Raw genomic sequence first — 25,450 nt, forward strand, 5'->3', positions numbered from 1 at the left:
TTCTCCGCGGCGTCCGGGGAGCCGTGCGCGTTCGCACAACAAACGAAGAGGAAACGAGCCATGTCCACCCCCCGCCGCGGCCGCCCCGCGCTGACACCGCTGGCGCGCCAGCTGGCCCTGATCGTCGCCGTCGGCGGCGCCGCCGCGCCGGTGCTCGCGCAGACCGCCGCGGGCACCACTGCCAGCACCACTGCCGGCGCCACTGCCGGCGCCACTGCCAGCACCACCGCAAGCCCCACGGCGACCGCTACCGCGCAAGCCGAGCTGCCGACCGTCCATGTCACCGCGGGCAGCGAGCCCGCCTATCGCGCCCGCGATGCCAGCACCGGCGCCCTCGGTGACAAGCCGCTGCAGGACACGCCGTTCTCGGTCTCGGTGGTGCCGCAGGAACTGATCGAGAACCGCCAGGCCATCACGCTGGGCGACGTGTTCCGCGGCGATCCGTCGGTGGCGCCGATCGGCGACGGTTATATCGGCGAGTCGGCGGGTTTGACCATCCGCGGCCTGCATCTCGACCTGCTCGAGGGCTACAAGATCGACGGCCTCGCCATCCCGAACTGGGGCAGCGACGTGCCGCTCGAACACTTCGAACGCGTCGAGCTGCTCAAGGGCCTGGGCGGCTTCATGTACGGCTTCGGCGCGCCCGGCGGCATCGCCAACTTCGTCACCAAGCGTCCCACCTCGAAGTTCGCCGGCAGCGCGTCGCTCGGCTACGTTTCCGACGGCGTGCTGCGCGAGGCGATCGACGTCGGCGGCCGCTTCGGCGCCAACGACATGTTCGGCGCGCGCGTCGGCTTCGTGCACGAGGAAGGCGATACCTTCGTCGACGGCGGCCATATCAAGCGCGATTCCGCCTCGGTGGCGCTCGATGCCAGGCTGAGCCCCAACCTGCGCTGGTCCCTCGACGGGCTCTACCAGCAGCGCAACGTCAAGGGCGCCTACTACGGCATCATTCCGGGCCAGGACTTCGGCGCGCCGGTGACCGAGTTTGTCAACACGCCCCGCACGCTCGACGGCAGCCAGCGCGTGGCCAGCAAGGGCACCTATTACGAGACCGAGATCAAGAGCATCGGGACCGAGCTCAACTGGGGCTTCGCCGACGACTGGAACCTGCGCACCTCGTACCGCTTCACGCAGCAGAACCGCGGCAATGCCGACAGCGCGATCCTGCTGCTGGACAACGCCGGCAACTACGCCGAGAACCAGTACAGCTCGTATTCGCGCTACCACTACCAGCACGCCCAGACGATGGCGACCGGCAAGGTCCGCACCGGCGGCATCGAGCACGACATCGCCGCGGGCCTGTCGTGGCAGAGCCTGGTGCAGAACTGGGGCAACTTCAGCGGCGGCGGCATCATCGGCTATGGCAATCTGTACGATCCGGGCCAGTTCGTGCCGACCGGGCTGCCGCTGTCGCGCGTGCCGTCGTCGGATGTGCTGTACCGCGCCTCCAGGATCGAGCAGAAGTCGGTCTTCTTCAGCGACACCATCAAGTTCAACGAACAGTGGTCGGTGCTGGCCGGCCTGCGCTACACCCGCTACGACCAGACCGGCTACACGCCGGAGGGCGCGATCTCGAGCACCTACAAGAAGTCGCCGGTCACGCCGACCCTCGCGCTGATGTACAAGCCGGTGCAGCCGCTGACGCTGTACGGCAGCTATGTCGAATCGCTGGAGGCCGGCGGCTCCGCGCCGCTGACCGCGCGCAACGCGGGCGAGGTGTTCGGCCCGCTGAAGAGCCGCCAGTACGAGATTGGCGCCAAGGCCGAGCTGGAGGACTGGACGCTGAACGCGGCGCTGTTCCAGATCCAGCGCGGCCTGAACTACCTGCGCAACGACAACGTCTACACGCAGGACGGCGAGACCCGCTACCGCGGCATCGAGCTGTCGGCGCGCGGCAAGCTGGCGCGCGACTGGACGCTGATGGGCGGTGTCACGCTGCTCGATTCGGAGAATGTCGAGGCCTCGCCCGACGTGCTGGGCAAGCGCGCCTACAGCGCGCCGACCTTCAAGGCCACCGCCTATGTCGAGTACGCGGTGCCGCCGGTGCCGGGCCTGGTGCTGAGCGCCGGCGGACAGTACGTGTCGAAGATGGCGCTCGAGGCCAACAACAGCAACTGGGTGCCGGCGTACCACACCTTCGATGCGGGCATCCGCTATTCGACGAAGCTGGGCAAGACGCCCGCGGTGTTCCGGCTGGTGGTCGACAACCTGACCAACGAGAAGTACTGGCTGCCGAGCTACGGCTTCATCCTGACCCAGGGCGCGCCGCGCACGGTGCGGGCCAGCGCGACGTTCAGCTTCTGAGGCTGCGACCTCGGGCCGGCGGAGCGTTTACCTGGTGATCCCGCGAAGGCGGGATGCCAAGCGCCCTTGGGCAAGGCGCTGGGTCTTCCCCTTTCGCGCGGTCGACGTGGCTTCGGTCGCGGAAGTTCCGCGTCCCCTTTCAACCGACCAGCTTCGCTTCCATCGCCGCCTTCAGATCGGCGATCAGGTCGCGCGTATCCTCCAGCCCGATATAGAGCCGCACCAGCTCGCCGGCATCCTGCCAGCCGGCGGGCGGCCAGCTGCCCGCCGGGCGCATCGTCTGCACGTGGTATGGCACCGCCAGGCTGTGCGCCCCGCCCCACGACCAGCCGATCGAGAACAGCCGCAGCGCTTCGACGAAGGCGTCGACCTGGGCGCGCGGATAGCGCGCGCGCAGCACCACCGCGAACAGGCCGCTGGCGCCGGAGAAGTCGCGGCGCCAGAAGGCGTGGCCGGGGCAGTCGGGCAAGGCCGGATGCAGGACCCTGGCCACCTCCGGCCGCTGGGCCAGCCACTCGGCGACCTCGCGTGCGGCGCGGTCGTGCGCCGCGAGCCGCACCGGCATGCTCGGCAGCGAGCGCAGCACCAGGTAGCAGTCGTCGGCCGACACGCCCCAGCCCATCAGCATGCGCACGCCCTTGATGCGCTGGTAGAGCTTCTCGTCGCGGCACAGCACCGCGCCCATCAGCACGTCGCTGCCGCCCGACTGGTACTTGGTCAGCGCCTGCACGGAAATATCGATGCCCTTGTCGAAGGGCCGGAAATAGATGCCGGCCGACCACGTGTTGTCGATCGCCGTCAGCACGCCGCGCGCCCTGGCGGCGGCGACGATGGCCTCGCTGTCGGGCACCTCCATCGTCACCGAGCCCGGCGCCTCCATCCAGATCAGCCGCGTATTAGGCTGGATCAGCTCGGCGATGCCGGCGCCGATCATCGGATCGTAGGGCCGCACGGTGATGCCGAAATCGCGCGCCAGCCATTCGCCGTGCTCCCTATTGGGACCGTAGACGTTGTACGGCACCAGCACGTCGTCGCCGGCCTTCAGCAGCGCGAAATAGACCAGCGAGATCGCGCCCAGGCCCGACGGCAGCAGCAAGGCGTGGCTGGCGCCTTCGAGCATCGCCAGATGCTGGCACAGCGCCTCGCTGGTCGGCGTCGCGTGGATGCCGTAGCGCCAGTAGGTGGTGGCGCCGTCGCCATGCGCGCGCAACTCGGCGAGATTGCGGAACACCACGGTGGAGCCGCGCTGGGTCGGCTGGGAGAAGGAGGCGAAACCGGGGGGAACCTGCAGGGGCGGCTGCACCGCCAGCGTCTGCACGTAGCAGTCGGGCGTTGCGGCGGGATCGTTGTCGTTCGGGGAAGCGGCGTTCGTATCGGTCAGGGGACGGTCGGACACGGCGGATTCCTTGTCTGGCGAGTGCGGATAGAGCCTCCGAGCTTACCAGCAATGACGGCGGCGCCGCCATGGGGGCCGATGGCCGCTGCGCGGCCGGCCGCGCTTAACCTGCTTGAACGGCTTGACGTGCTTGACCCGCTTGTGCGGCGTGACCGCTTGATCTGCTCAAGCCGCTTGGCCCGCTTGCGCCCTTGAGCCGCTTAACGCTTGCGGTCTTCGACGATCCCCGAGCGCGGCGGCGGCGGTCCGTAGACCACGCCGCTGTTGGGCGTCATGTCGATCGACGGCACCGCGACCACGCCGTCGGGGCCGACATAGACGGGCATTTGCTGGCCGGAAGGATAAGGCTGGGGCGGCGGCAGGGCCGGCGCCGCCGGCACCGCCGGCATGCCACGGGCGGCGTCGCGCTGGCGTTGCGCCGGCGCCTTGGGGTTGCCGTCAGCGGTGCCGGTGCCTGTGCGGGCGCCATTACCGACACCATTACCGACACCATTACCGCCGCCAACGCCCGCACGCGGCGGCGACGCGGTCGACAGCACCGTGTCGCCGGCCGCCGTGGCCGGCGCGGACCACGCCAGCACGGCGGCGGCCGCGGCCCCGGCCGCACCGATCGCTGCAACCAGGCCTGCCACGCGCCGCCGGCTCATGGTCAGATCCGCTCGAAGATCGCCGCGATGCCCTGGCCGCCGCCGATGCACATCGTCACCAGCGCATAGCGGCCCTGCACCCGCTGCAGCTCGTACAGCGCCTTGACCGTGATCAGTGCACCGGTGGCGCCGATCGGGTGGCCCAGCGAAATGCCCGAGCCGTTCGGATTGACCTTCTGCGGGTCCAGGCCGAGCGCCTTGTTGACCGCGCAGGCCTGCGCGGCGAACGCCTCGTTGGCCTCGATCACGTCCAGATCGGCGACCGACAGGCCGGCGCGCTCGAGCGCCTTGCGCGTAGCCGGCACCGGGCCGATGCCCATGGTCTTGGGGTCGACGCCGGCGTGGCCATACGACACCAGCCGCGCCAGCGGCTTCAGGCCGCGCCGCTCGGCGACGCTGCGCTCCATCAGCACGACCGCGGCGGCGCCGTCGTTCAGGCCCGACGCGTTGCCGGCCGTCACGGTGCCGTTCTCCTTGACGAAGACCGGCTTGAGCTTGGACATGTCCTCGGCCTTGGCGTCGTGGCGCACATGCTCGTCGGTGTCGAACACGACGTCGCCCTTGCGCGACTTCAGCGTGACGGGAAGGATCTGCTCCTTGAAGCGCCCTTCGCGGATCGCGGCCGAGGCGCGGCGATGCGATTCCAGCGCGGCCTCGTCCTGCTGCGCGCGGCTGATGTCGTACTCGCGCGCGACGTTCTCGGCCGTGACGCCCATGTGGATCGAATGGAAGGGGTCGTGCAGCGCGCCGAGCATCATGTCGAGCAGCTTCGCGTCGCCCATGCGCGCGCCCCAGCGTGCCGCGGGGGCCAGGTACGGCGCGCGGCTCATGCTCTCGGCGCCGCCGCCGATGGCGACATCGGCGTCGCCCAGCATCACGGTCTGCGCCGCGCTGACGATGGCCTGCAGGCCGGAGCCGCACAGCCGGTTGACCGTCAGGGCCGGCGCGTCGATCGACACTCCGCCCTCCACCGCCGCCACGCGCGCCAGATACATGTCGCGCGGCTCGGTCTGGATCACGTTGCCGAACACCACGTGGCCGACTTCGTCGCCCTGCACGCTGGCGCGGGCAAGGGCCTCGCGCACCACCATCGCGCCGAGCTCGGTCGGCGACAGGTCTTTCAGGCTGCCGCCAAAGGTTCCGATCGGGGTCCGTACGCCGCTGACCACCACCACTTCACGGGTCATGTCTGTCTCCATTGGGTAATGTTGCACCGCAAAGTATAGCCCTGCGGTCCATTTTCCGAACGATCGTACTTTTACCTAATGTCGGCCCGGCGATTAGGCCCCGGCTGGCATGCCGGTGGTGTTACGCCACCGCCTCGCCCCACAGGTCGTGGCCGTCGGCGCCGGTGATTCGCACCGAAACGAACTCGCCGGTCTTGTAGCGCTGGTACGGCTTTGCGGGCGGATCGATATAGACCAGGCCGTCGATCTCCGGTGCATCGGCGGCCGAGCGGCCGATGCCGCCATCCTGGTTGACCTCGTCGACCAGCACGCGCAGCGTCTGGCCGACCTTGCGCTCCAGGCGGCGGGCCGACACGGCCTCGGCGACTTCCATGAAGCGCGCGCGGCGCTCCTCGCGGACCTCATCGGGCAGCGCGCCGGGCAGATCGTTGGCGGTGGCGCCCTCGACCGGCGAGTAGGCGAAGCAGCCGACGCGGTCCAGCTCGGCCTCGGCGATGAAGTCGAGCAGCGTCTGGAATTCGGCCTCGGTCTCGCCCGGGAAGCCGGCGATGAAGGTGCTGCGGATGGTCAGGTCCGGACAGATCTCGCGCCAGGCGCGGATCCGCTCCATGGTCTTCTCGGCGTTGGCCGGGCGCTTCATCCGCTTGAGCACGTCCGGGTGCGCGTGCTGCAGCGGCACGTCCAGATACGGCAGCACATGGCCGTCGTTCATCAGCGGGATGATCTCGTCGACGTGAGGATACGGATAGACGTAATGCAGGCGCACCCAGGCGCCATATTCGCGCGCCAGTTCGCCGAGCGCGCCGACCAGTTCGGTCATGCGCGTCTTCAGCGGGCGGCCGTTCCAGAAGCCGGTGCGGTACTTGACGTCGACGCCGTAGGCGCTCGTGTCCTGGGAGATCACCAGCAGTTCCTTGACGCCGGACTTGAACAGATTCTCGGCCTCGAGCATCACCTCGGCGACCGGACGCGACACCAGGTCGCCGCGCATCGACGGGATGATGCAGAACGAGCAGCGGTGATTGCAGCCCTCTGAAATCTTCAGATAGGCGTAGTGCTTGGGCGTCAGCTTGATGCCGGCCGGCGGCACCAGATCGATGAAGGGATCGTGCGGCTTGGGCAGGTGCGTGTGCACGGCCTGCATGACCTCGCCCAGCGCATGCGGGCCGGTGACGGCCAGCACCTTCGGATGCACGCTGGTGACGATATCGTTGCCGCCGGCATCCTTCTTGGCGCCAAGGCAGCCGGTGACGATCACCTTGCCGTTCTCGGTCAGCGCTTCGCCGATCGCGTCCAGGCTCTCCTGCACCGCCTCGTCGATGAAGCCGCAGGTATTGACGACCACCAGGTCGGCGCCGTCATAGGTGCCGCTGATGGCATAACCCTCGGCACGCAGCTGGGTGATGATCTGTTCGGAATCGACGAGGGCCTTGGGGCAGCCGAGTGATACGAAGCCCACCTTCGGCGTGGTGGCGGCCGCGCCAGTGACGGCGCCGGCGGAAGACGAGGACGGAGAGGACGACTGAGACGACATGGATTTCGCGGTGTGGGGGGCGCGCCCTTGGGTGGCGCGCGCTGTCTTGGGCCGCGACCTGCCATCCCGAAGACGGCCGTGGCGGCGGAACGACCGCGATTCTACCCCGAGACCACCGCGTCGGCAGGCGGGCGCCGGGCCCGCCGTTACTGCAAAGCTAATGCAGTGGACGCCGTCGCCGTTCAGCCCTGGCCGGTCTTCTTGTTGTTGTCCGGCTGGTTGAACGGGAAATTGCCGAACATGTTCTTGGCCTGGTTCTGCATCTGCTCCTGCATCTGCACGAACAGGTTTTTGCTCTGCTCGATGTAGTTGCTCATCATGCCCTGCATCATCGGCGCCTGCATGTTCATGAATTGCGACCACATGTCGGGGCTGAAGGCCTCGCCCGAATACAGGCCCTTGGAGTTTTCGGCCAGCTTGTTCTGGATGTCGATGAAGGCCTGGATGTTCTTCTCCAGGTAGGTGCCCATCATGCCCTGCATCGCGTGGCCGTAGAAGCGGATGATCTGCGACAGCATCGCGCTGGAGAACATCGGCACGCCACCGGTTTCTTCCTCGAGGATGATCTGCAGCAGGATGCTGCGCGTCAGTTCGTCCCCCGACTTGGCGTCGACGACCTTGAACTCCTCGTTGTCCATCACGAGCTGCTTGACATCGGCCAGGGTGATATAGGTGCTGGTCTGCGTGTCGTAGAGCCGGCGATTGGGATATTTCTTGATCAGTCGCTCTGCGCCTTTCTTGGTGGTGGCCATCGGTGCTCTATCCTTTTGTAATCCGCTGCCGGTGCGCTGACGCCGCAGCCCATGCTCGTGCGGCACGGTCGATCGTTTGCTGTTGCACCGCATGCCGTGCAGTGCGCAATCCGGCAACGCTTGCGGCGCGGGGCCGACCCGCCGGCCAAGGGCGCGATCCATGTCGAATTTCCGGATGTCCCAAATTGGTGCCGACGGCGTTGATTTCCTGATTCTATGCTTAACAAGGCACTGTGAAAAGGCGCGGGCGCTAAGGAAAACCCGCAAGCAAACGCGCGAAATCGCCGGGTAAACAGGGGAAAAAGCCGGGGAAAAAAGCGAGGTGCGAGCGCCGGACGCGCGCACGCGCCGGCACGGTGCTGCGGCGCGTCCAACGCAGCGCAACACCGGCCGCCGCGATGTTGGCGTCGGGCCAGTATCGCGCCGGTGCCGGACCGGTGCCGGGCCGGCAGATCGCCGGCCCGGTCGGTCAGCCCGACGGATCAGCCCATGTGCAGGCCGCCGTTCAGCGAGAAGTCGGCACCGGTGGCAAAGCCCGATTCCTCGGAGGCCAGCCAGGCGCAGATCGAGGCGATCTCCTCCGGCTGGCCCAGGCGCTTGACCGGGATCGTACCGACGATCTTGTCGAGCACGTCCTGGCGGATCGCCTTGACCATATCGGTAGCGATATAGCCCGGCGACACCGTGTTGACCGTCACGCCCTTGGTCGCGACTTCCTGCGCCAGCGCCATCGTGAAGCCATGCAGGCCCGCCTTCGCGGTCGAGTAGTTGGTCTGGCCGAACTGCCCCTTCTGCCCGTTGACCGACGAGATATTGACGATCCGGCCCCAGCCGCGATCCGCCATGCCGTCGATCACCTGCTTGGTGACGTTGAACAGCGAGGTCAGGTTGGTGTCGATCACCGCGTCCCAGTCGGCGCGCGTCATCTTGCGGAACACCACGTCGCGCGTGATGCCCGCATTGTTGATCAGCACATCGACCTCGCCGACCTCCGCCTTGACCTTGTCGAACGCGGCCTTGGTCGAATCCCAGTCGGCCACATTGCCCTCGGAGGCAATGAAGTCGAAGCCGAGCGCCTTCTGCTGTTCCAGCCAGCGTTCACGGCGCGGCGAATTGGGGCCGCAGCCCGCGACCACGCGATAGCCTTCCTTGGCCAGGCGCTGGCAGATCGCGGTGCCGATGCCGCCCATGCCGCCCGTTACGTATGCAATGCGCTGAGTCATATCCACTCCTGATCAGATTCTTGTTATCGACGCCGGCGCGCCGCACGGACGGCGCCATGCCGCCCGCATCCACACCCTGCCCGCCGGCACACCCCTCCTCACCGTTCCACGGCGAGCGCCACCCCCATGCCGCCGCCGATGCACAGCGACGCCAGGCCCTTCTTCGCATCGCGCCGCTTCATCTCGTGCAGCAGCGTCACCAGAATGCGGCAGCCCGAGGCGCCGATCGGATGGCCGATCGCGATCGCGCCGCCATTGACATTGACCTTGTCGGTGTCCCAGCCCATCTGCTTGTGCACCGCCAGCGCCTGCGCGGCGAAGGCCTCGTTGATCTCCATCAGGTCCAGGTCCTGCACGCTCCAGCCGGCGCGCGACAGGCAGCGCTGCGAGGCCGGCACCGGGCCCATGCCCATTACCTTCGGATCGACACCGGCGTTGGCGAACGCGCGGATCGTGGCGAGCGGGGTCAGTCCCAGCTCGCGCGCCTTGGCGGCCGACATCACCACCACCGCGGCGGCGCCGTCGTTGATGCCCGAGGCGTTGGCCGCGGTCACGGTGCCGGCCTTGTCGAAGGCCAGCTTCAGGCCCGCGATGCTCTCCAGCGTGGCGCCGTGGCGCACGAACTCGTCGGTGGCGAAGGCCAGCGGCTCGCCCTTGCGCTGCGGGATCATCACGGGGACGATTTCCTCGTCGAAGCGCCCGGCCTTCTGCGCGGCCTCGGCCTTGTTCTGCGAGCTGACCGCGAACTCGTCCTGGGCCTCGCGCGAGATGCCGTATTCCTTGGCCACGTTCTCCGCGGTGATGCCCATGTGGTACTTGTTGTAGACGTCCCACAGGCCGTCGACGATCATCGTGTCGATCAGCTTGGCGTCGCCCATGCGGAAGCCGTCGCGCGAGCCCGGCAGCACGTGCGGCGCCGCGCTCATGTTCTCCTGGCCGCCGGCCACGACGATCTCGGCATCGCCCGAGGCGATCGCGTTGGCGGCGAGCATCACGGCCTTCAGGCCCGAGCCGCACACCTTGTTGATCGTCATCGCGGGGACCATATGCGGCAGCCCGGCCTTGATGGCCGCCTGGCGCGCCGGGTTCTGTCCCGAGCCGGCGGTCAGCACCTGCCCCATGATTACTTCGCTGACCTGCTCCGGCTTGACGCCGGCGCGCTCGAGCGCGGCCTTGATGACGATGGCGCCCAGTTCGGGTGCCGGCACCTTGGCCAGCGACCCGCCGAATTTGCCTACCGCGGTGCGTGCGGCCGATACGATCACAACGTCAGTCATGTTCAGTCCTCTCAATGGAATACGGATACTGCGGATTCAGGAAGTCGATGTCGATGTCGATGTCTGTCGGTTTCGATGTCGATGTCGATGTCGATGCCGGGGCGCGGACGGGAAGCGGCCGATGAAGGCGGTCGCCCTGGGCGGCTTGCCGGTCCGGTGTTCTCCCCCTCTCGCGTTGCCCCGGTTGCCTAAGCCTTGGCCTTGACGTAGCGGCCCGGCGCCGGCTCGATGGCCGGATAGTCGCGGCTGCCGTACTGGGTCGGTGCCGCCTTTTTCGCGCCGGCGTGCTTGCCGAGCCAGGCGAACCAGTCCGGCCACCAGCTGCCCGGCGCCTCGGTCGCGCCGGCCAACCAGTCGTTCGGACTGTCTGGCAGGTCGTCGTTGAGCCAATGGCTGCGCTTCTTCTTCGCCGGCGGATTGATGACCCCGGCGATATGGCCCGAGGCACCCAGCACGAAGCGCAGGTCGTTGGACAACAACCGCGTCGATGCATACGCCGCGGTCCACGGCACGATATGGTCCTCGCGCGAACCGTACAGATAGGTCGGCACGTCGATCTTGCCCAGGTCGACCGGCACGCCGCAGACGGTCAGCTTGCCCGGCACCTTCAACTCATCCTGCAGGTAGGTATGGCGCAGATACCAGCAATACCAGGGACCCGGCAGGTTGGTCGCGTCGCCGTTCCAGAACAGCAGGTCGAACGGCACCGGCGTATTGCCCTTCAGATAGTTGTCGACCACGTAGTTCCAGACCAGATCGTTCGGCCGCAGGAACGAGAACGTGTTCGCCAGCTCGATGCCGCGCAGCAAGGCACAGGGCGCGCCGGCCGCGCCGCCGAGCGTGGCTTCGCGCAGTTGCACGTGCGCTTCGTCGACGAAGACGTCGAGCACACCGGTGTCGGAGAAATCGAGCAGCGTGGTCAGCAGCGTCAGGCTCTGCGCGGGACGCTCGCCGCGGCCGGCCATCACCGCCAGCGCGGTCGACACGATGGTGCCACCGACGCAGAAGCCCAGCACGTTGATGCGGTCCTGCCCACTGATCGCGCGCGACACCTCGATCGCGCGGATCGCGCCGTGTTCGATGTAGTCGTCCCAGGTACGCGCCGCCATGCTCGCATCGGGATTGCGCCACGACACCAGGAACACGGTATGGCCCTGCTCGACGATATGGCGCACCAGCGAGCTCTCCGGCTGCAGGTCGAGGATGTAGTACTTGTTGATGCAGGGCGGCACCATCAGCAGCGGGCGCGCATGCACCTTGGCGGTCAGCGGCTTGTACTGCAGCAGCTGGAAGTACTCGTTCTCGTAGACCACCGCGCCCTCGGTGACCGCGACATTGCGGCCGACCTCGAAGGCGGATTCGTCGGTCTGCGAGATCTTGCCACGCGTCAGGTCCTCCAGCATGTTGCGCAGGCCCGCGCGCAGCGATTCGCCGTTCGATTCGATCAGCCGCCGCTGCGCCTCGGGATTGGTCGCGAGGAAATTGGCCGGCGACATCGCGTCCACCCACTGCGTCACGGCGAAGCGGATGCGCTGCCGCGTCTTGGCATCGGCCTCGACGGCGTCGGCCATCTCGCTCATCGCGCGCGCGGTCAGCAGATAGAAGGCGGCGGCATAGCGATACGGCGCGTTGCTGCGCCAGGCATCGCCGGCAAAGCGCCGGTCGGTCAGTTGCACCTGCTGCTGGTCACCGGCCGCCATCGCGCGCCACAGGTCGGTGAAGCCCTGCATGAAGCGCTGCTGGATCTCGGCCAGTTGGGCCGGGGCAATCTTGATACCGGGAAATGCAGCGCCGGGAAATCCGGCACCGGGGAATGCGCCGCCGGGAAATGCGCCGCCGGGGAACCCACCCAGCGCGGCAAACGCTTCCGCGCCCGGCATGCCGCCGGCCGCGCGGCCATTGGCTTGGGCCTGCCTGGACCACTCCAGCCATGTCGCTGGATCGAATGGCCCCGGCGTCGATGAAAACGGTGTGGTCTTTTCTTCCTGTCCGGAAGCTGCCGCGCCTTTGCCGGTCGCCATGATGTCGTGTCTCTCTGCCGTCTGATGGGTGAGCCGGCCCGGAGCGCCGTGCTGCGATTCGCTCCGGGAGAACCGGCACGCGTCGCGCTCCTCCGGCCACGGAGCGCGTGCGGTATGCTTGCCGAATGACGGCCAGCGCGCTTTCCACGGCATACCGTGGTGCGGGGCGCTGCGGGCCGCACAGTTACTCGCCGTCCGGGGCATTGTTGCCTTGCAACGATGACGCTGTCAATGCGGGAAACGTCTTGACGCAAAGGCGCTCCGCGGCCGGCGATGACGCGCCCGGCAGTGTCCACGAAGAGGATGAAATTCCGATGTATATCGTCGCGATCGGCTGGCTCTACGTCGCGCTGATGATGGCCATCACCGAACACACGGTGGTGGCCGCGATCGCCACGTTCCTGTTGTATGGCGTGGGGCCGGTCGCGCTGCTGCTCTATATCCTCGGCACGCCCGGACGGCGGAAGCGGCGGCGGGCCGCGGAACAGGCTGCGGAACGGGGACCAGCGCCGGCTGCGGAACCGCCAGCGGGACCGGCTGCAAAGCGGGCAACCGAAGACGTCGCAACACCAGCGGCACAGCGGGCCGCCGAGCCTGCGCCAGCGACACCGCGGGACGGCGGCGCGTCGTGACATCAAATGTCATGTCGTCCGGACAATAGAGCAGCTGCATTCGGTGCGGCTGCCCTCCACCCTTGCCCGGCCGCTTCCTGCGCTGCCCCTTGCCCGGCCGCTTCTTATTTTTCCTTCGATGCCGGCTCGAGCCAGACCAGGCTCGCCATGCGTCCCGTCACGCCATCGCGCCGATACGAGTAGAAGCGCTGCGCATCGCTGACCGTGCAGGCATCGCCGCCGTAGACGTCGACACAGCCGGCGCGCGCGAGCCGGATGCGGGCGAGCGCGTACAGGTCGGCCAGATATTTGCCTGGCGCGCCGGGCCGGAACGCCTGCTCTACGGCATCGCGCTCGTGCGTCAAGGCCTGCTCGAGAAACGCGGAACGGACTTCGGCGCCGACCTCGAAGGCATCGGGCCCGATCGCGGGACCGAGCCATGCGAGCCACTGCGGCGGCGATCCGGTGTCCGGGCGTTGCCGGTCCATGCGGGCCAGCGTGGCCTCGATCACGCCGGCACACAGGCCGCGCCAGCCCGCATGCGCGGCACCGACGACCGTGCCCGCGCGATCGCACAGCAGGACCGGCAGGCAGTCCGCCGTCATCACCGCGCAGACCTGCCCCGGCGTCGTGCTGATGCTGGCATCGGCGCGCGGCGGCGCGTCCGGTGCCGGGCGATTGCCGGCCTCTGAGCCATAGTCCTCAGCGACCCGATCGACGCCATTGACCCCATCGCTGCCCTGGCCGCCATCGAGGACCTCGACACCATCGGCCGTCACCACCGCGCATCCGTGCACCTGTTCCAGCCAGCGCGGCGCGGACGGCAGCCACGTCTGGAGGCGCCGGCGATTCTCCGCCACCGCGTCGGCATCGTCGCCGACATGGGTGCCGAGATTGAGCCCACCCGCACTGCCATCCGCCAGTCCGTATGGGCCGCGGCTGACGCCGCCGATGCGCGTGGTGGACAACGCGCGCACCCGCGCGGGCGCGGGCCAGTCAGGGACCAACTGCGCCAGGCGGCCGTCGTCAGCGCCCGTCATGCGCGCCCCTCGCCATCGTCGCCATCGTCGTCATCTTCGTCATCGCCACCCTCATCGCCCTCGAACAACACGCCGTCCCAATCGTCGTCGTCCTCGTCGTCGTAGCGATCGCGCTCTTCCAGCGTAGTGAAGTCGAGCGTGTCGATCAGCGCCTGCAGATCGTCCGGCGCCGGCGCACGCCACGACATCGGCTTGCCGCTGACCGGATGCACCAGCCCGAGCCGATAGGCATGCAGCGCCTGCCGTTCGAACGGCACCGGCAGCGGCGCCTTGATGGCCGGGCGCTGGCCGCGCTGGGTGGCGCGGTGATAGACCGGGTCGCCCAGCAGCGGATGACCGATCGATTCGAAATGCACGCGGATCTGATGGGTGCGTCCGGTCTCGAGCTGGCACATCACCATCGACACACAACCACGTCCGAGCGGCGCCACGCCGAGCGTGCGGAAATGCGTGCGCGAGGGCTTGCCGCTCGAGGTATGCACGATCGCCATGCGGGTGCGCTCGCGCGGATCGCGTCCGATCGGCGCATCGATGGTGCCCTCGTCGGGCGCCTCGCCCCATACCAGCGCGAGATAGGTCCGCTTGACCGTGCGGGCCTGCAGCTGCCGCACCAGATCGGTCTGCGCGGTCAGCGTGCGGGCCACCACCATCAGGCCCGAGGTTTCCTTGTCGAGCCGATGGACGATGCCCGCGCGCGGCAGCGAGGCAGCGGCCGGATCGCGATGCAGCAGCCCGTTGAGCACGGTGCCGCTCCAGTTGCCGGCCGCGGGATGCACCACCAGGCCGGCCGGCTTGTCGATGACCAGCAGCGCCGCGTCTTCGTAGACGATCTGCAGCGGCACCGGCTCGGGCGTGAAGGCCAGCGTTTCGGGCGCCGCCTGCGGCCGGACCTCGATGCGCTGCCCCATCTGCACGCTGTCCCGCGGCCGGCGCACCGCGCCGTCGACGGTCACCGCGCCGCTGTCGATCCACTGCTGGATGCGGCTGCGCGAGAATTCGCTGAGCTGGCGGGCCAATAATTTATCGAGCCGTTCTCCGTGTGCGGCGCTGTCGACTTCCAGCACCACGGGAACCATGTCGGCGCCGCTTTCCGCCTCGACAAGTGCGGCCGCGGGCAGCTCGTCGAAATCTTCCAGCTCGGTTTCGACCGCCGCATCGCGTGCGGCCTCGCCGTCGAGGGCCGCTTGCGGGCTGGCGACCGAGGGGCTTGGGCTATAATGCTTGACGCTTTTTTTCATCCGGAATAGGTTGCCCATGCAATCGATGAGCATGAGACGCGCCAGTTGGCGCGCAAGATTTGGAGCGATTCTGCTCGCGGGCGGCTGCGTCATGCTGTCGGCATGCGGCCTGCTCTCGGAACAACCCGACGAAACGGCGGGTTGGTCAGCCAACAAATTATATTCGGAAGCCAAGGACGCCCTCGACAGCGGCGACTATCCGCGCGCGGTCAAGCTGTACGAAAAACTCGAGGGCCGCTATCCGTTCGGCCGGTTCGCGCAGCAGGCGCAGATCGATACGGCCTATGCCAACTACAAGGACGGCGAAACCGCCGCCGCGCTGGCCTCGGTCGACCGCTTCATCCAGCTGCACCCGAATCACCCCAGCGTCGATTACGCCTACTACCTGAAGGGGCTGATCAACTTCAACGACAACCTCGGCTGGCTCGGCCGCTTCTCGGGCCAGGACCTGAGCGAGCGCGATCCGAAGGCGGCGCGCGCGGCCTACGACGCCTTCCATACGCTGGTCACGCGCTTCCCCGAAAGCCGGTACACGCCGGACGCCGCCGCGCGGATGCAGTACATCGTCAATTCGCTGGCCCAGCACGAAGTCCACGCGGCGCGCTACTACTATCGCCGCGGCGCCTACCTGGCGGCGGTCAACCGCGCGCAGCAGGCGCTGAAGGAATACGATGGCGCGCCGGCCAACGAGGAAGCGCTGTACATCATGATCCGTTCGTACGAAGCGCTGGGCATGAAGGACCTGCGCGACGACACGCTGCGCGTGATGGAGATGAACTTCCCGAACAGCGACTTCATGAAGTACGGCGAGCGCCGCGAGAAGGACAAGCCGTGGTGGAAGCTGTTCTGAACGATCTGACGCCACTGCGACAGGCATGAGAAAAGCCCGGTTCGATTCACCGAACCGGGCTTTTTGTTTTCGGAGGCCGTACCGGACCCCGTTTGAAGGCGGTAGCCATGCCTCGCTTGGAGGCGGCACCCGGTCGTGTTCCGAGGCGGCACCGGGCCGCTTTTCTTGAAGGCGGCTACCGCTCGTGATTGAGCGCGGCACCGGACCGCGCTCGCCGCCGCGCCGCTACGCCTTCTTCAACCCTTCCAGAAACGCCACCACCGTGTCCCGTTCGCGCGTGCGCTTGAATGGCGGCAGGCTCTGCCAGATCTGGCGTCCGTAGGGCTTCTCGACCAGCCGCGTGTCGCAGATCACCAGCACGCCGCGATCGGTCTCGGAGCGGATCAGCCGGCCGGCGCCCTGCTTCAGCGTGATCACCGCGTGCGGCAGCTGGTGCACGGCGAACGGGCTCAGTCCCTTCTTCTGCAGCGCCTCCATGCGGGCGGCCAGAACCGGATCGTCGGGCGGCGCGAACGGCAGCTTGTCGATCACCACCAGCGACAACGCTTCGCCGCGTACATCGACGCCCTCCCAGAAGCTCTGGCTGCCGACCAGCACCGCATTGCCGAGCTCGCGGAAGCGGTCGAGCAGCTCGGTGCGGCTGGCCTGGCCCTGCACCAGGATCGGCAACTGCAGCCCGCGTTCGGCGAAGGCCTCGTACAGCAGATCGGAGGCGCGCTGCACCGCGCGCAGCGTGGTGCAAAGCAGGAAGGTGCGCCCGCCGGCCGCCTCGATCAGCGGCAAGGCGGCGGCCACCACGGCATCGGTGAACTGCGGCGACTGCGGCGCCGGCAGGTCGCGCGGCACATACAGCAGGCCCTGCTCGCCGTAGTCGAAGGGGCTGGGCAGCGACAGCGAACGATCCTTGTCGAGCCCCAGCTGCGCGGCATAGTGGGCAAAATTGCCTTTGACCGACAGCGTCGCCGAGGTAAAGATCCACGCGCGCGGATGGCCGGCACGCTGACGCGAGAAGATCGGCGCGATCGACAGCGGCGTGCGATGCAGCTGCACGGTATGCGAGAACACTTCGACCCAGCGCACCGTTTCGGGCGGGTTCCAGGCCGGCGTGGAGGCGGTCGCCGGGTCGGATGCCGAAGCGGACGCGGACGCAGACCCTGAAGCGGCATCGGCAGCCGCATCGGGCAACGCCCCTGCAATCGATTCCCCACGCGCTGCATTGGGCTCCGACAATGCGCCCCCCGAAGACGCGGACCCCGACAACGCCGACTCGGACAACGCCGCCAACGCCGGCTGCACCGCTTCGGCGCCCGTCCCGCCCGCCTCAACCGCCGGCTGCGGCGCCGGGCTGTCGTCGCGCCAGGCTGCCAGCCGCTGCGCCAGCTCCAGCGCGCGGCGATGGCACTGCTCCAGCGATTCGGCGCGCTCGGCCTGGCCCTGCAGCAGCGCCACCACATCGCTCAACGCCTTCTCCAGCGCGTCTAGCGTGTCGAAGAACGGCTCGCCGATGCGGGCGTCGGCCTCGATCTGCCCAAGCGCCAGCCGTACATTGTCCTTGCCGAAGGCCAGCCGCAGATCGCGCGTGGCGCGCTCGAGCGGCGCGACGATGCCGACCCAGTCGGCCGCATCGCGCGCATGCGACAGGCCCTCGGCGACCGTATCGCGCGCCAGTTCCAGCAGCTGGCTGGTCGACAGGCTGTCGCCGAAGAACAGCGTCGCGGTCTCCGGCAGCTGGTGCGCCTCGTCGAAGATCACCGTATTCGCCGCCGGCAGCAGCTCGGCCATGCCGGTATCGCGCAGCACCACGTCGGCGAAGAACAGATGATGGTTGACCACCACCAGGTCGGCCTGCTGCGCCTCCTTGCGTGCCCGCATCACGAAGCACTCCTTGTGGTGCGGGCATTCGGTGCCGAGACAGTTGTCGCGGGTCGAGGTCACCAGCTGCCATACCGGCGCGTTCTCCGGCACGCTGGCCAGTTCGGCCTTGTCGCCGGACGAGGTGGTCTTGGCGAAGTTGGCGATCTCGCGCAGCCACGCCGCGTCCTGCCTGGACGCCAGCCGCCCGTTCAACTGCGCCCGCTCCATGTGGTAATGGCAGACGTAGTTGGCGCGGCCCTTGAGCAGCGCGACCGAGACCGGGACATTGAGCGCGCGGCGCACGGTCGGGATATCGCGCAGGAACAGCTGGTCCTGCAGGTTCTTGGTCCCCGTCGACAGGATCACCTTGCCGCCCCAGAGCATCGCCGGCACCAGGTAGGCGAAGGTCTTGCCGGTGCCCGTGCCGGCCTCGACGATCACCGTGTCGTGCGCCTCGATCGCATCGGCCACCGCGACGGCCATCTTCGCCTGCGCATCGCGCGGCCGATAGCCGTCGATGGCCTGCGCCAGCGTGCCGGTCGGCGCGAAGATGCGCGCCAGCGCCGCGGCGCGCGCGTCGGCGGCGTCCGGCTGGATGGCGGGGCCGGCGGCTTCGTCGCCGGGATGGGAGAGATCGGAATCGGACAAGGCTGGCAGGAATTCGGTGCGCCGCAGGCCGTGGCCGGCGGCGCTGGCATGGCGGCCCGCGGGATCGCGGACCGGGGGATCAGGCGGGTACGTCGGGCTCGAGCTGCAGCTGCAGCAGCGTGATGGCGTCCTTCAGCTTCAGCCGGCGCTTCTTGAGCCGGCGCAATTGCAGTTCATCGTGGCCGGCCTCGCCGGACAGCCGGTCGATCAGATAGTCCAGATCGCGGTGCTCGATCTGCAATTCGATGATCTGGCGTTCGAGGGTGTTCAGATCGCGGTCCATCGTCCATTGGCCTCCCCCACCGGCGACGTCCATCATCAGAAGCCGAACGGCCGCGGCGACTCGCCGCTGCTCTGCTTTTCCCTCGCCTTGGCGCGGCGCTCCTCGACCTCGCGCTGGCGCTGGATCGCCTGCTGCTGCTTGGCCTCGTACGCCTTGACGTTCTCGGCGCGCTGGCGGGCCTGCTCGGCACCGCGCTCGCGGGCCTCGCGCATCCGCGCGTCGTAGTCGGCCTGCTTCTGCTGGTACTCGGCGGCATTGGCGGCGCGCTGCGGCGCCTCGGCCTGGCGCTGCGCGTCGCGCAGCTTCTGCTCCTGCTGCTTGCGTTCGAACTCGGCGCGATTGGCCTGTTCGTCGGCCGCGCGCTGCGGCTGGCTGGCCTCGTACTCGGCCTGGCGCAGCGCCTGTTCACGATCGCGTTTGGCGGCCTTGAAGGCACGCTCGGCCTCGCCGATCTCGAGCTCGCGTTCGCGCAGCACGGCCAGCTCGGTGCGCTGGGTTTCCTTGGCGCGCTCGATGCAGTTGGTGACGAAGAACTTGTCGTAGCAGGCGCGCTCGGCGGTCGCGAAGCGGTAGTTGGTCCAGGCGCGCGAGTCGGCCACGGCCTTGCGCTCGGCGTCGAAGTCGCGCGGCGCTTGCAGTTCGCCCGAGGCGGAGGCAGAGGTGGAGGCCGGCGTGGAGCCGGCGGCCGGGGCCGAAGCCGGGCCCTGCGCCAGCGCGGCGGGCAGCGGCACGGCCAGGCACGCCAGGGCCAGGGTCCGCGCCAATATCGGCGCCAGCGTCCGCGCCGACATCGAGACCTTGGGCAGCCTGCCGTCAGGCATCGTTGCCGCGCGATCGGCGGCCGGAAAACATGCCGGCAGAGCGGCCCGTTGTGGCTTGAGGTTCATGGGCGGATTCTACCATCGGGGCATACCGCCGCGCCCGCGCGCGGCCTGCCCGGCAGGGCGATTCAGAATCGATCCCCGTGCGTACCGCATGCCGGATGACGCGCCGTTCGCTTGTGGCAAAATGCCCCGCTTTCGACTGAGTGTTTTTCCGATGTCCAACCTGCCAGCTTCCGTCACGCAAAAGATCGTGTCGCTCATCGCGGCCGAGCTGTCCGTCCAACCCCGCCAGGTGGCGGCGGCCGTCGAACTGCTCGACGAAGGCGCCACCGTGCCGTTCATCGCGCGCTACCGCAAGGAGGTCACCGGCAACCTCGACGACACGCAGCTGCGCGCGCTCGAGGAACGGCTGCTGTACCTGCGCGACATGGAGGAACGCCGTGCCGCGATCCTGGCCTCGATCGAGGAACAGGGCAAGCTGACCCCCGAGCTGCGCACCGCGGTCGAAGCCGCGGTCACCAAGCAGGCGCTGGAAGACCTGTACCTGCCCTACAAGCCCAAGCGCCGCACCCGCGCCCAGATCGCGCGCGAATGCGGCCTGGAGCCGCTGGCGCAGGCGCTGCTGGCCGACCCGACGCTGGACCCGCAGGCCGAGGCGGCCAAATACGTCAACGGCAAGCCCACCGCCGACGGCGGCGTGCCCGACGTCAAGGCCGCGCTGGACGGCGCGCGCGACATCCTGTCGGAGCAGTTCGGCGAGACCGCCGAGCTGCTGGGCAAGCTGCGCGAGCATCTGTGGTCCAACGGCGTGGTGACCTCGTCGGTGGTCGAAGGCAAGGAAACCGCCGAGGAAGAGAAGTTCCGCGACTACTACAACTACAGCGAGACCATCCGCACGATCCCGTCGCACCGCGCGCTGGCGCTGTTCCGCGGCCGCAATGCCGGCGTGCTGATGATCAAGCTGGGCCTGGGCGAGGAACAGGACGCGCTGGTGCCCCACCCGTGCGAGGCGATGATCGCGCGCCATGTCGGCATCCAGAACCTGAACCGGCCCGCCGACAAATGGCTGGGCGATGTCTGCCGCTGGTGCTGGCGCGTCAAGGTGCAGCCGCACCTCGAAACCGAGCTGCTGACGCAGCTGCGCGAGAGCGCGGAGAGCGAGGCGATCAAGATCTTCGGCCGCAATCTGCATGAGCTGCTGCTGGCCGCGCCGGCCGGCCCGAAGGCGGTGATGGGCATCGACCCGGGCATCCGGACGGGCTGCAAGATCGCGGTGGTCGATGCGACCGGCAAGCTGCTGGAAACCGCGACGATCTATCCGCACGAGCCGCGCCGCGACTGGAACGGTTCGCTGGCCACGCTGGCGCGCCTGGCCAAGCAGCACGGCGTCTCGCTGGTGTCGATCGGCAACGGCACGGCCAGCCGCGAGACCGACAAGCTGGTGCAGGACCTGATGCGCCAGGCGCCCGAACTGAAGCTGACCAAGATCGTCGTCAGCGAGGCCGGCGCCTCGGTCTATTCCGCCTCGGAGCTGGCGGCCAAGGAATTCCCCGATCTCGACGTGTCGCTGCGCGGCGCGGTGTCGATCGCGCGCCGACTGCAGGACCCGCTGGCCGAACTGGTCAAGATCGATCCGAAGTCGATCGGCGTCGGCCAGTACCAGCACGACGTCAACCAGCGCGAACTGGCGCGCACGCTCGACGCGGTGGTCGAGGACTGCGTGAACGCGGTCGGCGTCGACGTCAATACCGCCTCGGTGCCGCTGCTGGCGCGCGTATCGGGCCTGAACAGCGTGCTGGCGCGCAATATCGTCGAGTTCCGCGATGCCAATGGCGCCTTCCCCAACCGCGACGCGTTGAAGAAGGTGCCGCGGCTGGGCGACAAGACCTTCGAGCAGGCGGCCGGCTTCCTGCGCATCAACGACGGCGACAATCCGCTGGACCGCTCGTCGGTCCACCCTGAGGCCTACCCGGTGGTCAAGCGCATCCTCGACCATATCAAGAAGGACCTGCGCGACGTGATGGGCAACCGCGACGCGCTGCGCGGGCTGTCGCCGACGCAGTTCACCGACGACACCTTCGGCCTGCCGACCGTGCGCGACATCCTCAGCGAGCTGGAAAAGCCGGGCCGCGACCCGCGCCCGGAGTTCAAGACCGCCACCTTCCAGGACGGCGTCGAGGACATCAAGGACCTGCAGCCCGGCATGGTGCTCGAGGGCGTGGTGACCAACGTCGCCGCCTTCGGCGCCTTCGTCGATATCGGCGTGCACCAGGACGGGCTGGTCCATATCTCGGCGCTGTCGAACAAGTTCGTCAAGGACGCGCACGAGGTCGTCAAGGCCGGCCAGATAGTCAAGGTCAAGGTGATGGAGGTCGACGTCAAGCGCAACCGCATCGGCCTGTCGATGCGCCTCGACGACGAGCCGGGCCAAGGCGGCAATCGCGCCGCCGGCGGCGAGCGCCCGGAGCGCGGCGGCAACCGCCCGAGCCGCGGCTTCCAGGGCGGCGGCCGGCGCGAAGCCGAACCCGCCGGCGCGATGGCGGCGGCATTTGCCAAGCTGAAGCGTTAAGCAGATACGGGCGGCCCTGGTGCCGCCCGAGGGCCCGCGCGCCTGCGCGGCCCACGCCTGCGCCCGCGCGGCGGCCCCGCTGCGACCACGGACCAAACAAAAGAGCCTGCAAGCGGCAGCGCCGCATGCAGGCTTTTTGCTGATCCGATCGGCGGCCTCCGTGGGCGCGCCGCCGCGGTCAGATCTCGACCTTGGTACCCAGCTCCACCACCCGGTTGGCCGGAATGCGGAAGAAGTCCGAAGGCTTGGCGCCGTTCTGATGCATCCACGCGAACAGCGTCTCGCGCCACATCGGCATGCCGGGCAGGCGCGACGGGATCACCGACTCGCGCGCGATGAAGAACGAGGTCTCCATCAGCTCGAACTCCATGTCGAGCTTGCGCTTGGACAGGTCGAGCACCTTGTGCACGTCGGGGGTTTCCTTGAAGCCGTACTCGGACTTCAGGATGAAGACGCCGCCGCCGAGGTCCTTGCAACTGAGCCGGTGATCGTCGTCGACATAGGGAATGTCGCGTGTGACGAAGCTCAGGAACACCACGCGCTCATGCAGCACGCGGTTGTGCTTCAGGTTGTGCAGCAGCGAGACCGGCACGAATTCGGTGTTGCCGGTCAGGAAGACCGCGGTGCCCTCGACGCGGTGCGGCGGATGGGCCAGCAGGCCGGCCATGAAGGGCTCGAGCGGAATGCCCTCCTCCAGGCTGCGCGCGCGTAGCAGCTTGCGGCCGCCGTACCACGTCATCAGCAGGAAGAAGGCGGCGCTGCCCAGCAGCAGCGGGAACCAGCCGCCCTCCGCGATCTTCAGCAGATTGGCCGACAGGAACGACAGGTCGATCACCAGGAAGGCGGCGCCCGCCGCTCCCACCACCGCCGGCGGCCATTTCCACACGTGGCGCATCACGACGATCGACAGCAGCGTGGTGATCACCATCGTCGTGGTCACGGCGATGCCGTAGGCGGCGGCCAGGTTCTCCGACTTCTTGAAGGCCAGCACCACCAGCACGACGGCCACCAGCAGCACCCAGTTGATCACCGGAAGATAGATCTGGCCGATCTCGGCTTCCGAGGTGTAGCGGATGCGCATGCGCGGAATGAAGCCGAGCTGGATCGCCTGGCTGGTCAGCGAAAACGCACCCGAAATCACCGCCTGCGAGGCAATGACCGCGGCGCAGGTGGCCAGCAGCACCATCGGGATCAGCAGCAGGTCGGGCACCATCAGGTAGAACGGATTGCGCACCGCGCTGGGGTCGCCCAGCAGCATCGCGCCCTGGCCGAAGTAGTTCAGCATCAGGCAGGGCATCACGATGGCGAACCAGCCCCGGCGGATCGGCGCGGGACCGAAATGGCCCATGTCGATGTACAGCGCCTCGGCGCCGGTCAGCACCAGGAACACCGCGCCGAGCACGATGAACGCCTGCAGCGAATGTTCGATCAGGAAGCGCACGCCGTACAGCGGATTGATCGCGGACAGAATGGCGGGCGACTCGATCAGGTGGTAGATGCCCAGCCCGCCGAGCGACAGGAACCACACCATCATGATCGGACCGAACAGCTTGCCCACCGACGAGGTGCCGCGCCGCTGCAGCAGGAACAGCACCAGCAGGATCGCCAGGGTGATCGGAATGACGTAGTGCGACAGCGCGGGCGTCGCGATCTCGATGCCTTCCACGGCGGAGAGCACCGAGATGGCCGGCGTGATCACCGCATCGCCGTAGAACATGCAGGCGCCGAAGATGCCCAGCATCATCAGCACCTTGGCCCGCCGCGTGCGCGGTGCGGCGCTGCGCAGCGCCAGCGCCATCAGCGCGAGCACGCCGCCCTCGCCGTCGTTGTCCGCGCGCATCACGAACACGACGTACTTGATGGAGACCACCAGGATCATCGCCCAGAACAGCAGCGAGATCACGCCCATCACCGCTTCGGGACTGAACGGAATGCCATGCTCGGCGCTGAAGCACTCCTTCAATGCATAGAGGGGACTGGTGCCGATATCGCCGAAGACGACACCGATCGCCGCGAGTACCAGCATGCGCATGCTGGGCGTCTCGACGAAATAATGGCTCGTGGTGGGTTGTGTCATGGATTCGGAGCGGGAGGCGCACTATGCCGCGGCCGGCCGCATCGTTCGAGGATTTTTTTGCAATGCACAATCGGGCGCCATTCTAGTGGAAACGGGCCGGCAGCGTCATCAGGAATCTTTTTGAGACCGTGTCGGGCGCGCCGCGGGTGGCGCGTGAAGACGTTGGCTGGCCGGCGTTCGCCCTACCCAGGAACGCAAGGATGCGAGCGAAGCGGCGCTCGGTCAAGCCCGAGGTGTGGCGTGCCCGCCATAGAAAAACGGCGCGACCCGCGGTATTCGCGCCGTTTGGTGTCCGCCCTGTCCGCCATGCCTGACTGTCCGCCTTGTCGGCCCTGCCCATGTCTGCCATGTATTCCTTCTTCGCCGCGCCAGATACGGCCGCGGGTGCAGACGACCATCGCGGTGGTCAGACGCCGAGATACCGTTCGAGCAGGCCGGGCGTGGCCGCCAGCTCGGCCGCGGGGCCGCTGGCCGCGACCAGGCCCTTCTCCAGCACCACCACGCGGTCGGCCTGTGCCAGCACGGCGCGATAGTTGCGGTCGACCACCACGGTGGAGATGCCGGTGCCGCGCACGGCGGCGATCACGTCCCAGATCTCGCGCACGATCTTCGGGGCCAGCCCTTCCGTCGCCTCGTCCAGGATCAGGCAGTCGGGGTTGGTCATCAGCGCGCGGCCGATCGACAGCATCTGCTGCTCGCCCCCGGACAGCTGCTGGCCGCCGTGGTCCAGCCGCTCCCTGAGCCGCGGGAACAGGTCGAGCACCCTCGTCTCGTCCCAGTCATTGCGGCCGTTGCAGCCCTTGCGCGCCGCCATCAGCAGGTTTTCGCGCACCGACAGGTTGGGGAAGATGCCGCGGCCTTCGGGCACGTAGGCCACGCCCAGGCGCGCGACATCGTATGGCCGCGCGCGCGACACGTCGCGGCCAGCGACCACGATGGTGCCGGCGCGCTGCGTCACGTGGCCGAGCAGCGTCCGCAGCAGCGTGCTCTTGCCCATGCCGTTGCGCCCCAGCAGGCCGACGGTCTCCCCCGCGTCGACGCGAAAGTCGACACCGCGCAGCACATGGCTGGTGCCATACCAGGCCTGCACGCCGGTGGCTTCGATCATCGGC

19 protein-coding genes are annotated in these 25,450 nt (G+C 68.1%); 4 read left to right on the forward strand and 15 right to left on the reverse strand.

Translation table 11 applies throughout. The features are described from left to right. Positions 1-60: 60 nt before the first annotated feature. Positions 61-2,307, forward strand: coding sequence for a TonB-dependent siderophore receptor (locus F1599_RS10760; protein ID WP_150083062.1), 2,247 nt, complete (start codon positions 61-63; stop codon positions 2,305-2,307). A 139-nt stretch (positions 2,308-2,446) separates the two neighbouring features. Here F1599_RS10760 and F1599_RS10765 read toward each other — a convergent pair whose 3' ends face one another. The 8 genes from F1599_RS10765 to phaC all read right to left on the reverse strand — a co-directional run bounded on the left by F1599_RS10765 (position 2,447) and on the right by phaC (position 12,344). Beyond that, positions 2,447-3,688 carry a cystathionine beta-lyase gene (locus tag F1599_RS10765; RefSeq protein ID WP_150083124.1) on the reverse strand — a complete coding sequence of 414 codons (1,242 nt, stop codon included), beginning with the start codon at positions 3,686-3,688 and terminating at the stop codon, positions 2,447-2,449. 215 nt (positions 3,689-3,903) lie between these two features. Continuing rightward, positions 3,904-4,350, reverse strand: coding sequence for a hypothetical protein (locus F1599_RS10770; protein WP_150083064.1), 447 nt, complete (start codon positions 4,348-4,350; stop codon positions 3,904-3,906). A 2-nt stretch (positions 4,351-4,352) separates the two neighbouring features. Then, positions 4,353-5,537, reverse strand: coding sequence for a beta-ketothiolase BktB (gene bktB, locus F1599_RS10775; RefSeq protein WP_150083066.1), 1,185 nt, complete (start codon positions 5,535-5,537; stop codon positions 4,353-4,355). A gap of 121 nt (positions 5,538-5,658) precedes the next feature. Then, positions 5,659-7,071: a 30S ribosomal protein S12 methylthiotransferase RimO gene (gene rimO, locus F1599_RS10780; protein ID WP_149318880.1), complete on the reverse strand. Its 1,413-nt coding sequence runs from the start codon at positions 7,069-7,071 to the stop codon at positions 5,659-5,661. Positions 7,072-7,253: 182 nt separating this feature from the next. Next, positions 7,254-7,823 (reverse strand): polyhydroxyalkanoate synthesis repressor PhaR, encoded by a 570-nt coding sequence (gene phaR / locus F1599_RS10785; protein WP_023264416.1) that lies wholly within the window; start codon positions 7,821-7,823, stop codon positions 7,254-7,256. Between the two features lie 482 nt (positions 7,824-8,305). Beyond that, positions 8,306-9,046 (reverse strand): 3-ketoacyl-ACP reductase, encoded by a 741-nt coding sequence (locus F1599_RS10790; protein WP_149318881.1) that lies wholly within the window; start codon positions 9,044-9,046, stop codon positions 8,306-8,308. 98 nt (positions 9,047-9,144) lie between these two features. Further along, positions 9,145-10,323: an acetyl-CoA C-acetyltransferase gene (locus F1599_RS10795; protein ID WP_150083068.1), complete on the reverse strand. Its 1,179-nt coding sequence runs from the start codon at positions 10,321-10,323 to the stop codon at positions 9,145-9,147. A 188-nt stretch (positions 10,324-10,511) separates the two neighbouring features. Further along, a complete protein-coding gene (phaC, locus tag F1599_RS10800; protein WP_150083070.1) occupies positions 10,512-12,344 on the reverse strand; it encodes a class I poly(R)-hydroxyalkanoic acid synthase in 1,833 nt (610 codons plus the stop codon). Positions 12,345-12,658: 314 nt separating this feature from the next. Between phaC and F1599_RS26175 the strand changes: the two genes are divergently transcribed. Further along, the gene (locus F1599_RS26175) at positions 12,659-12,976 is read left to right on the forward strand and encodes a hypothetical protein (protein ID WP_223819570.1); all 318 of its coding nucleotides are present in this window, start codon (positions 12,659-12,661) and stop codon (positions 12,974-12,976) included. Between the two features lie 104 nt (positions 12,977-13,080). Here F1599_RS26175 and pgeF read toward each other — a convergent pair whose 3' ends face one another. Both pgeF and F1599_RS10815 read right to left on the reverse strand, forming a co-directional pair. Further along, complete coding sequence (gene pgeF / locus F1599_RS10810; RefSeq protein ID WP_150083072.1) at positions 13,081-13,995, reverse strand: peptidoglycan editing factor PgeF; 915 nt, start codon at positions 13,993-13,995, stop codon at positions 13,081-13,083. After that, positions 13,992-15,233, reverse strand: a complete 1,242-nt coding sequence (locus F1599_RS10815) for an RluA family pseudouridine synthase (protein ID WP_150083074.1) — start codon at positions 15,231-15,233, stop codon at positions 13,992-13,994. Before F1599_RS10815 ends, pgeF begins: the two co-directional genes overlap by 4 nt. 16 nt (positions 15,234-15,249) lie before the next feature. Between F1599_RS10815 and F1599_RS10820 the strand changes: the two genes are divergently transcribed. After that, positions 15,250-16,083, forward strand: a complete 834-nt coding sequence (locus F1599_RS10820; RefSeq protein WP_149318885.1) for an outer membrane protein assembly factor BamD — start codon at positions 15,250-15,252, stop codon at positions 16,081-16,083. A 225-nt stretch (positions 16,084-16,308) separates the two neighbouring features. On the opposite strand, the gene F1599_RS26180 is transcribed toward F1599_RS10820, so the two are convergent. The 3 genes from F1599_RS26180 to F1599_RS10840 all read right to left on the reverse strand — a co-directional run bounded on the left by F1599_RS26180 (position 16,309) and on the right by F1599_RS10840 (position 19,755). Then, the gene (locus tag F1599_RS26180; protein ID WP_395895362.1) at positions 16,309-18,585 is read right to left on the reverse strand and encodes an ATP-dependent DNA helicase; all 2,277 of its coding nucleotides are present in this window, start codon (positions 18,583-18,585) and stop codon (positions 16,309-16,311) included. Between the two features lie 79 nt (positions 18,586-18,664). Next, entirely contained in the window at positions 18,665-18,868 is a 204-nt protein-coding gene (locus tag F1599_RS10835) for a DUF465 domain-containing protein (protein WP_149318886.1), read from the reverse strand. 35 nt (positions 18,869-18,903) lie between these two features. Further along, positions 18,904-19,755: a hypothetical protein gene (locus F1599_RS10840; RefSeq protein WP_149318887.1), complete on the reverse strand. Its 852-nt coding sequence runs from the start codon at positions 19,753-19,755 to the stop codon at positions 18,904-18,906. 151 nt (positions 19,756-19,906) lie between these two features. Between F1599_RS10840 and F1599_RS10845 the strand changes: the two genes are divergently transcribed. Continuing rightward, positions 19,907-22,261 (forward strand): Tex family protein, encoded by a 2,355-nt coding sequence (locus F1599_RS10845; protein ID WP_150083076.1) that lies wholly within the window; start codon positions 19,907-19,909, stop codon positions 22,259-22,261. A gap of 178 nt (positions 22,262-22,439) precedes the next feature. Here the strand turns inward: F1599_RS10845 and F1599_RS10850 are convergent, their stop codons facing one another. Beyond that, positions 22,440-24,338: a potassium transporter Kup gene (locus tag F1599_RS10850; protein WP_150083078.1), complete on the reverse strand. Its 1,899-nt coding sequence runs from the start codon at positions 24,336-24,338 to the stop codon at positions 22,440-22,442. Positions 24,339-24,744: 406 nt separating this feature from the next. After that, a complete protein-coding gene (locus tag F1599_RS10855; RefSeq protein ID WP_149318956.1) occupies positions 24,745-25,446 on the reverse strand; it encodes an ABC transporter ATP-binding protein in 702 nt (233 codons plus the stop codon). Between the last annotated feature and the right edge of the window lie 4 nt (positions 25,447-25,450).

The organism is Cupriavidus cauae, from assembly GCF_008632125.1.
Taxonomy (GTDB): Bacteria; Pseudomonadota; Gammaproteobacteria; order Burkholderiales; family Burkholderiaceae; genus Cupriavidus; species Cupriavidus cauae.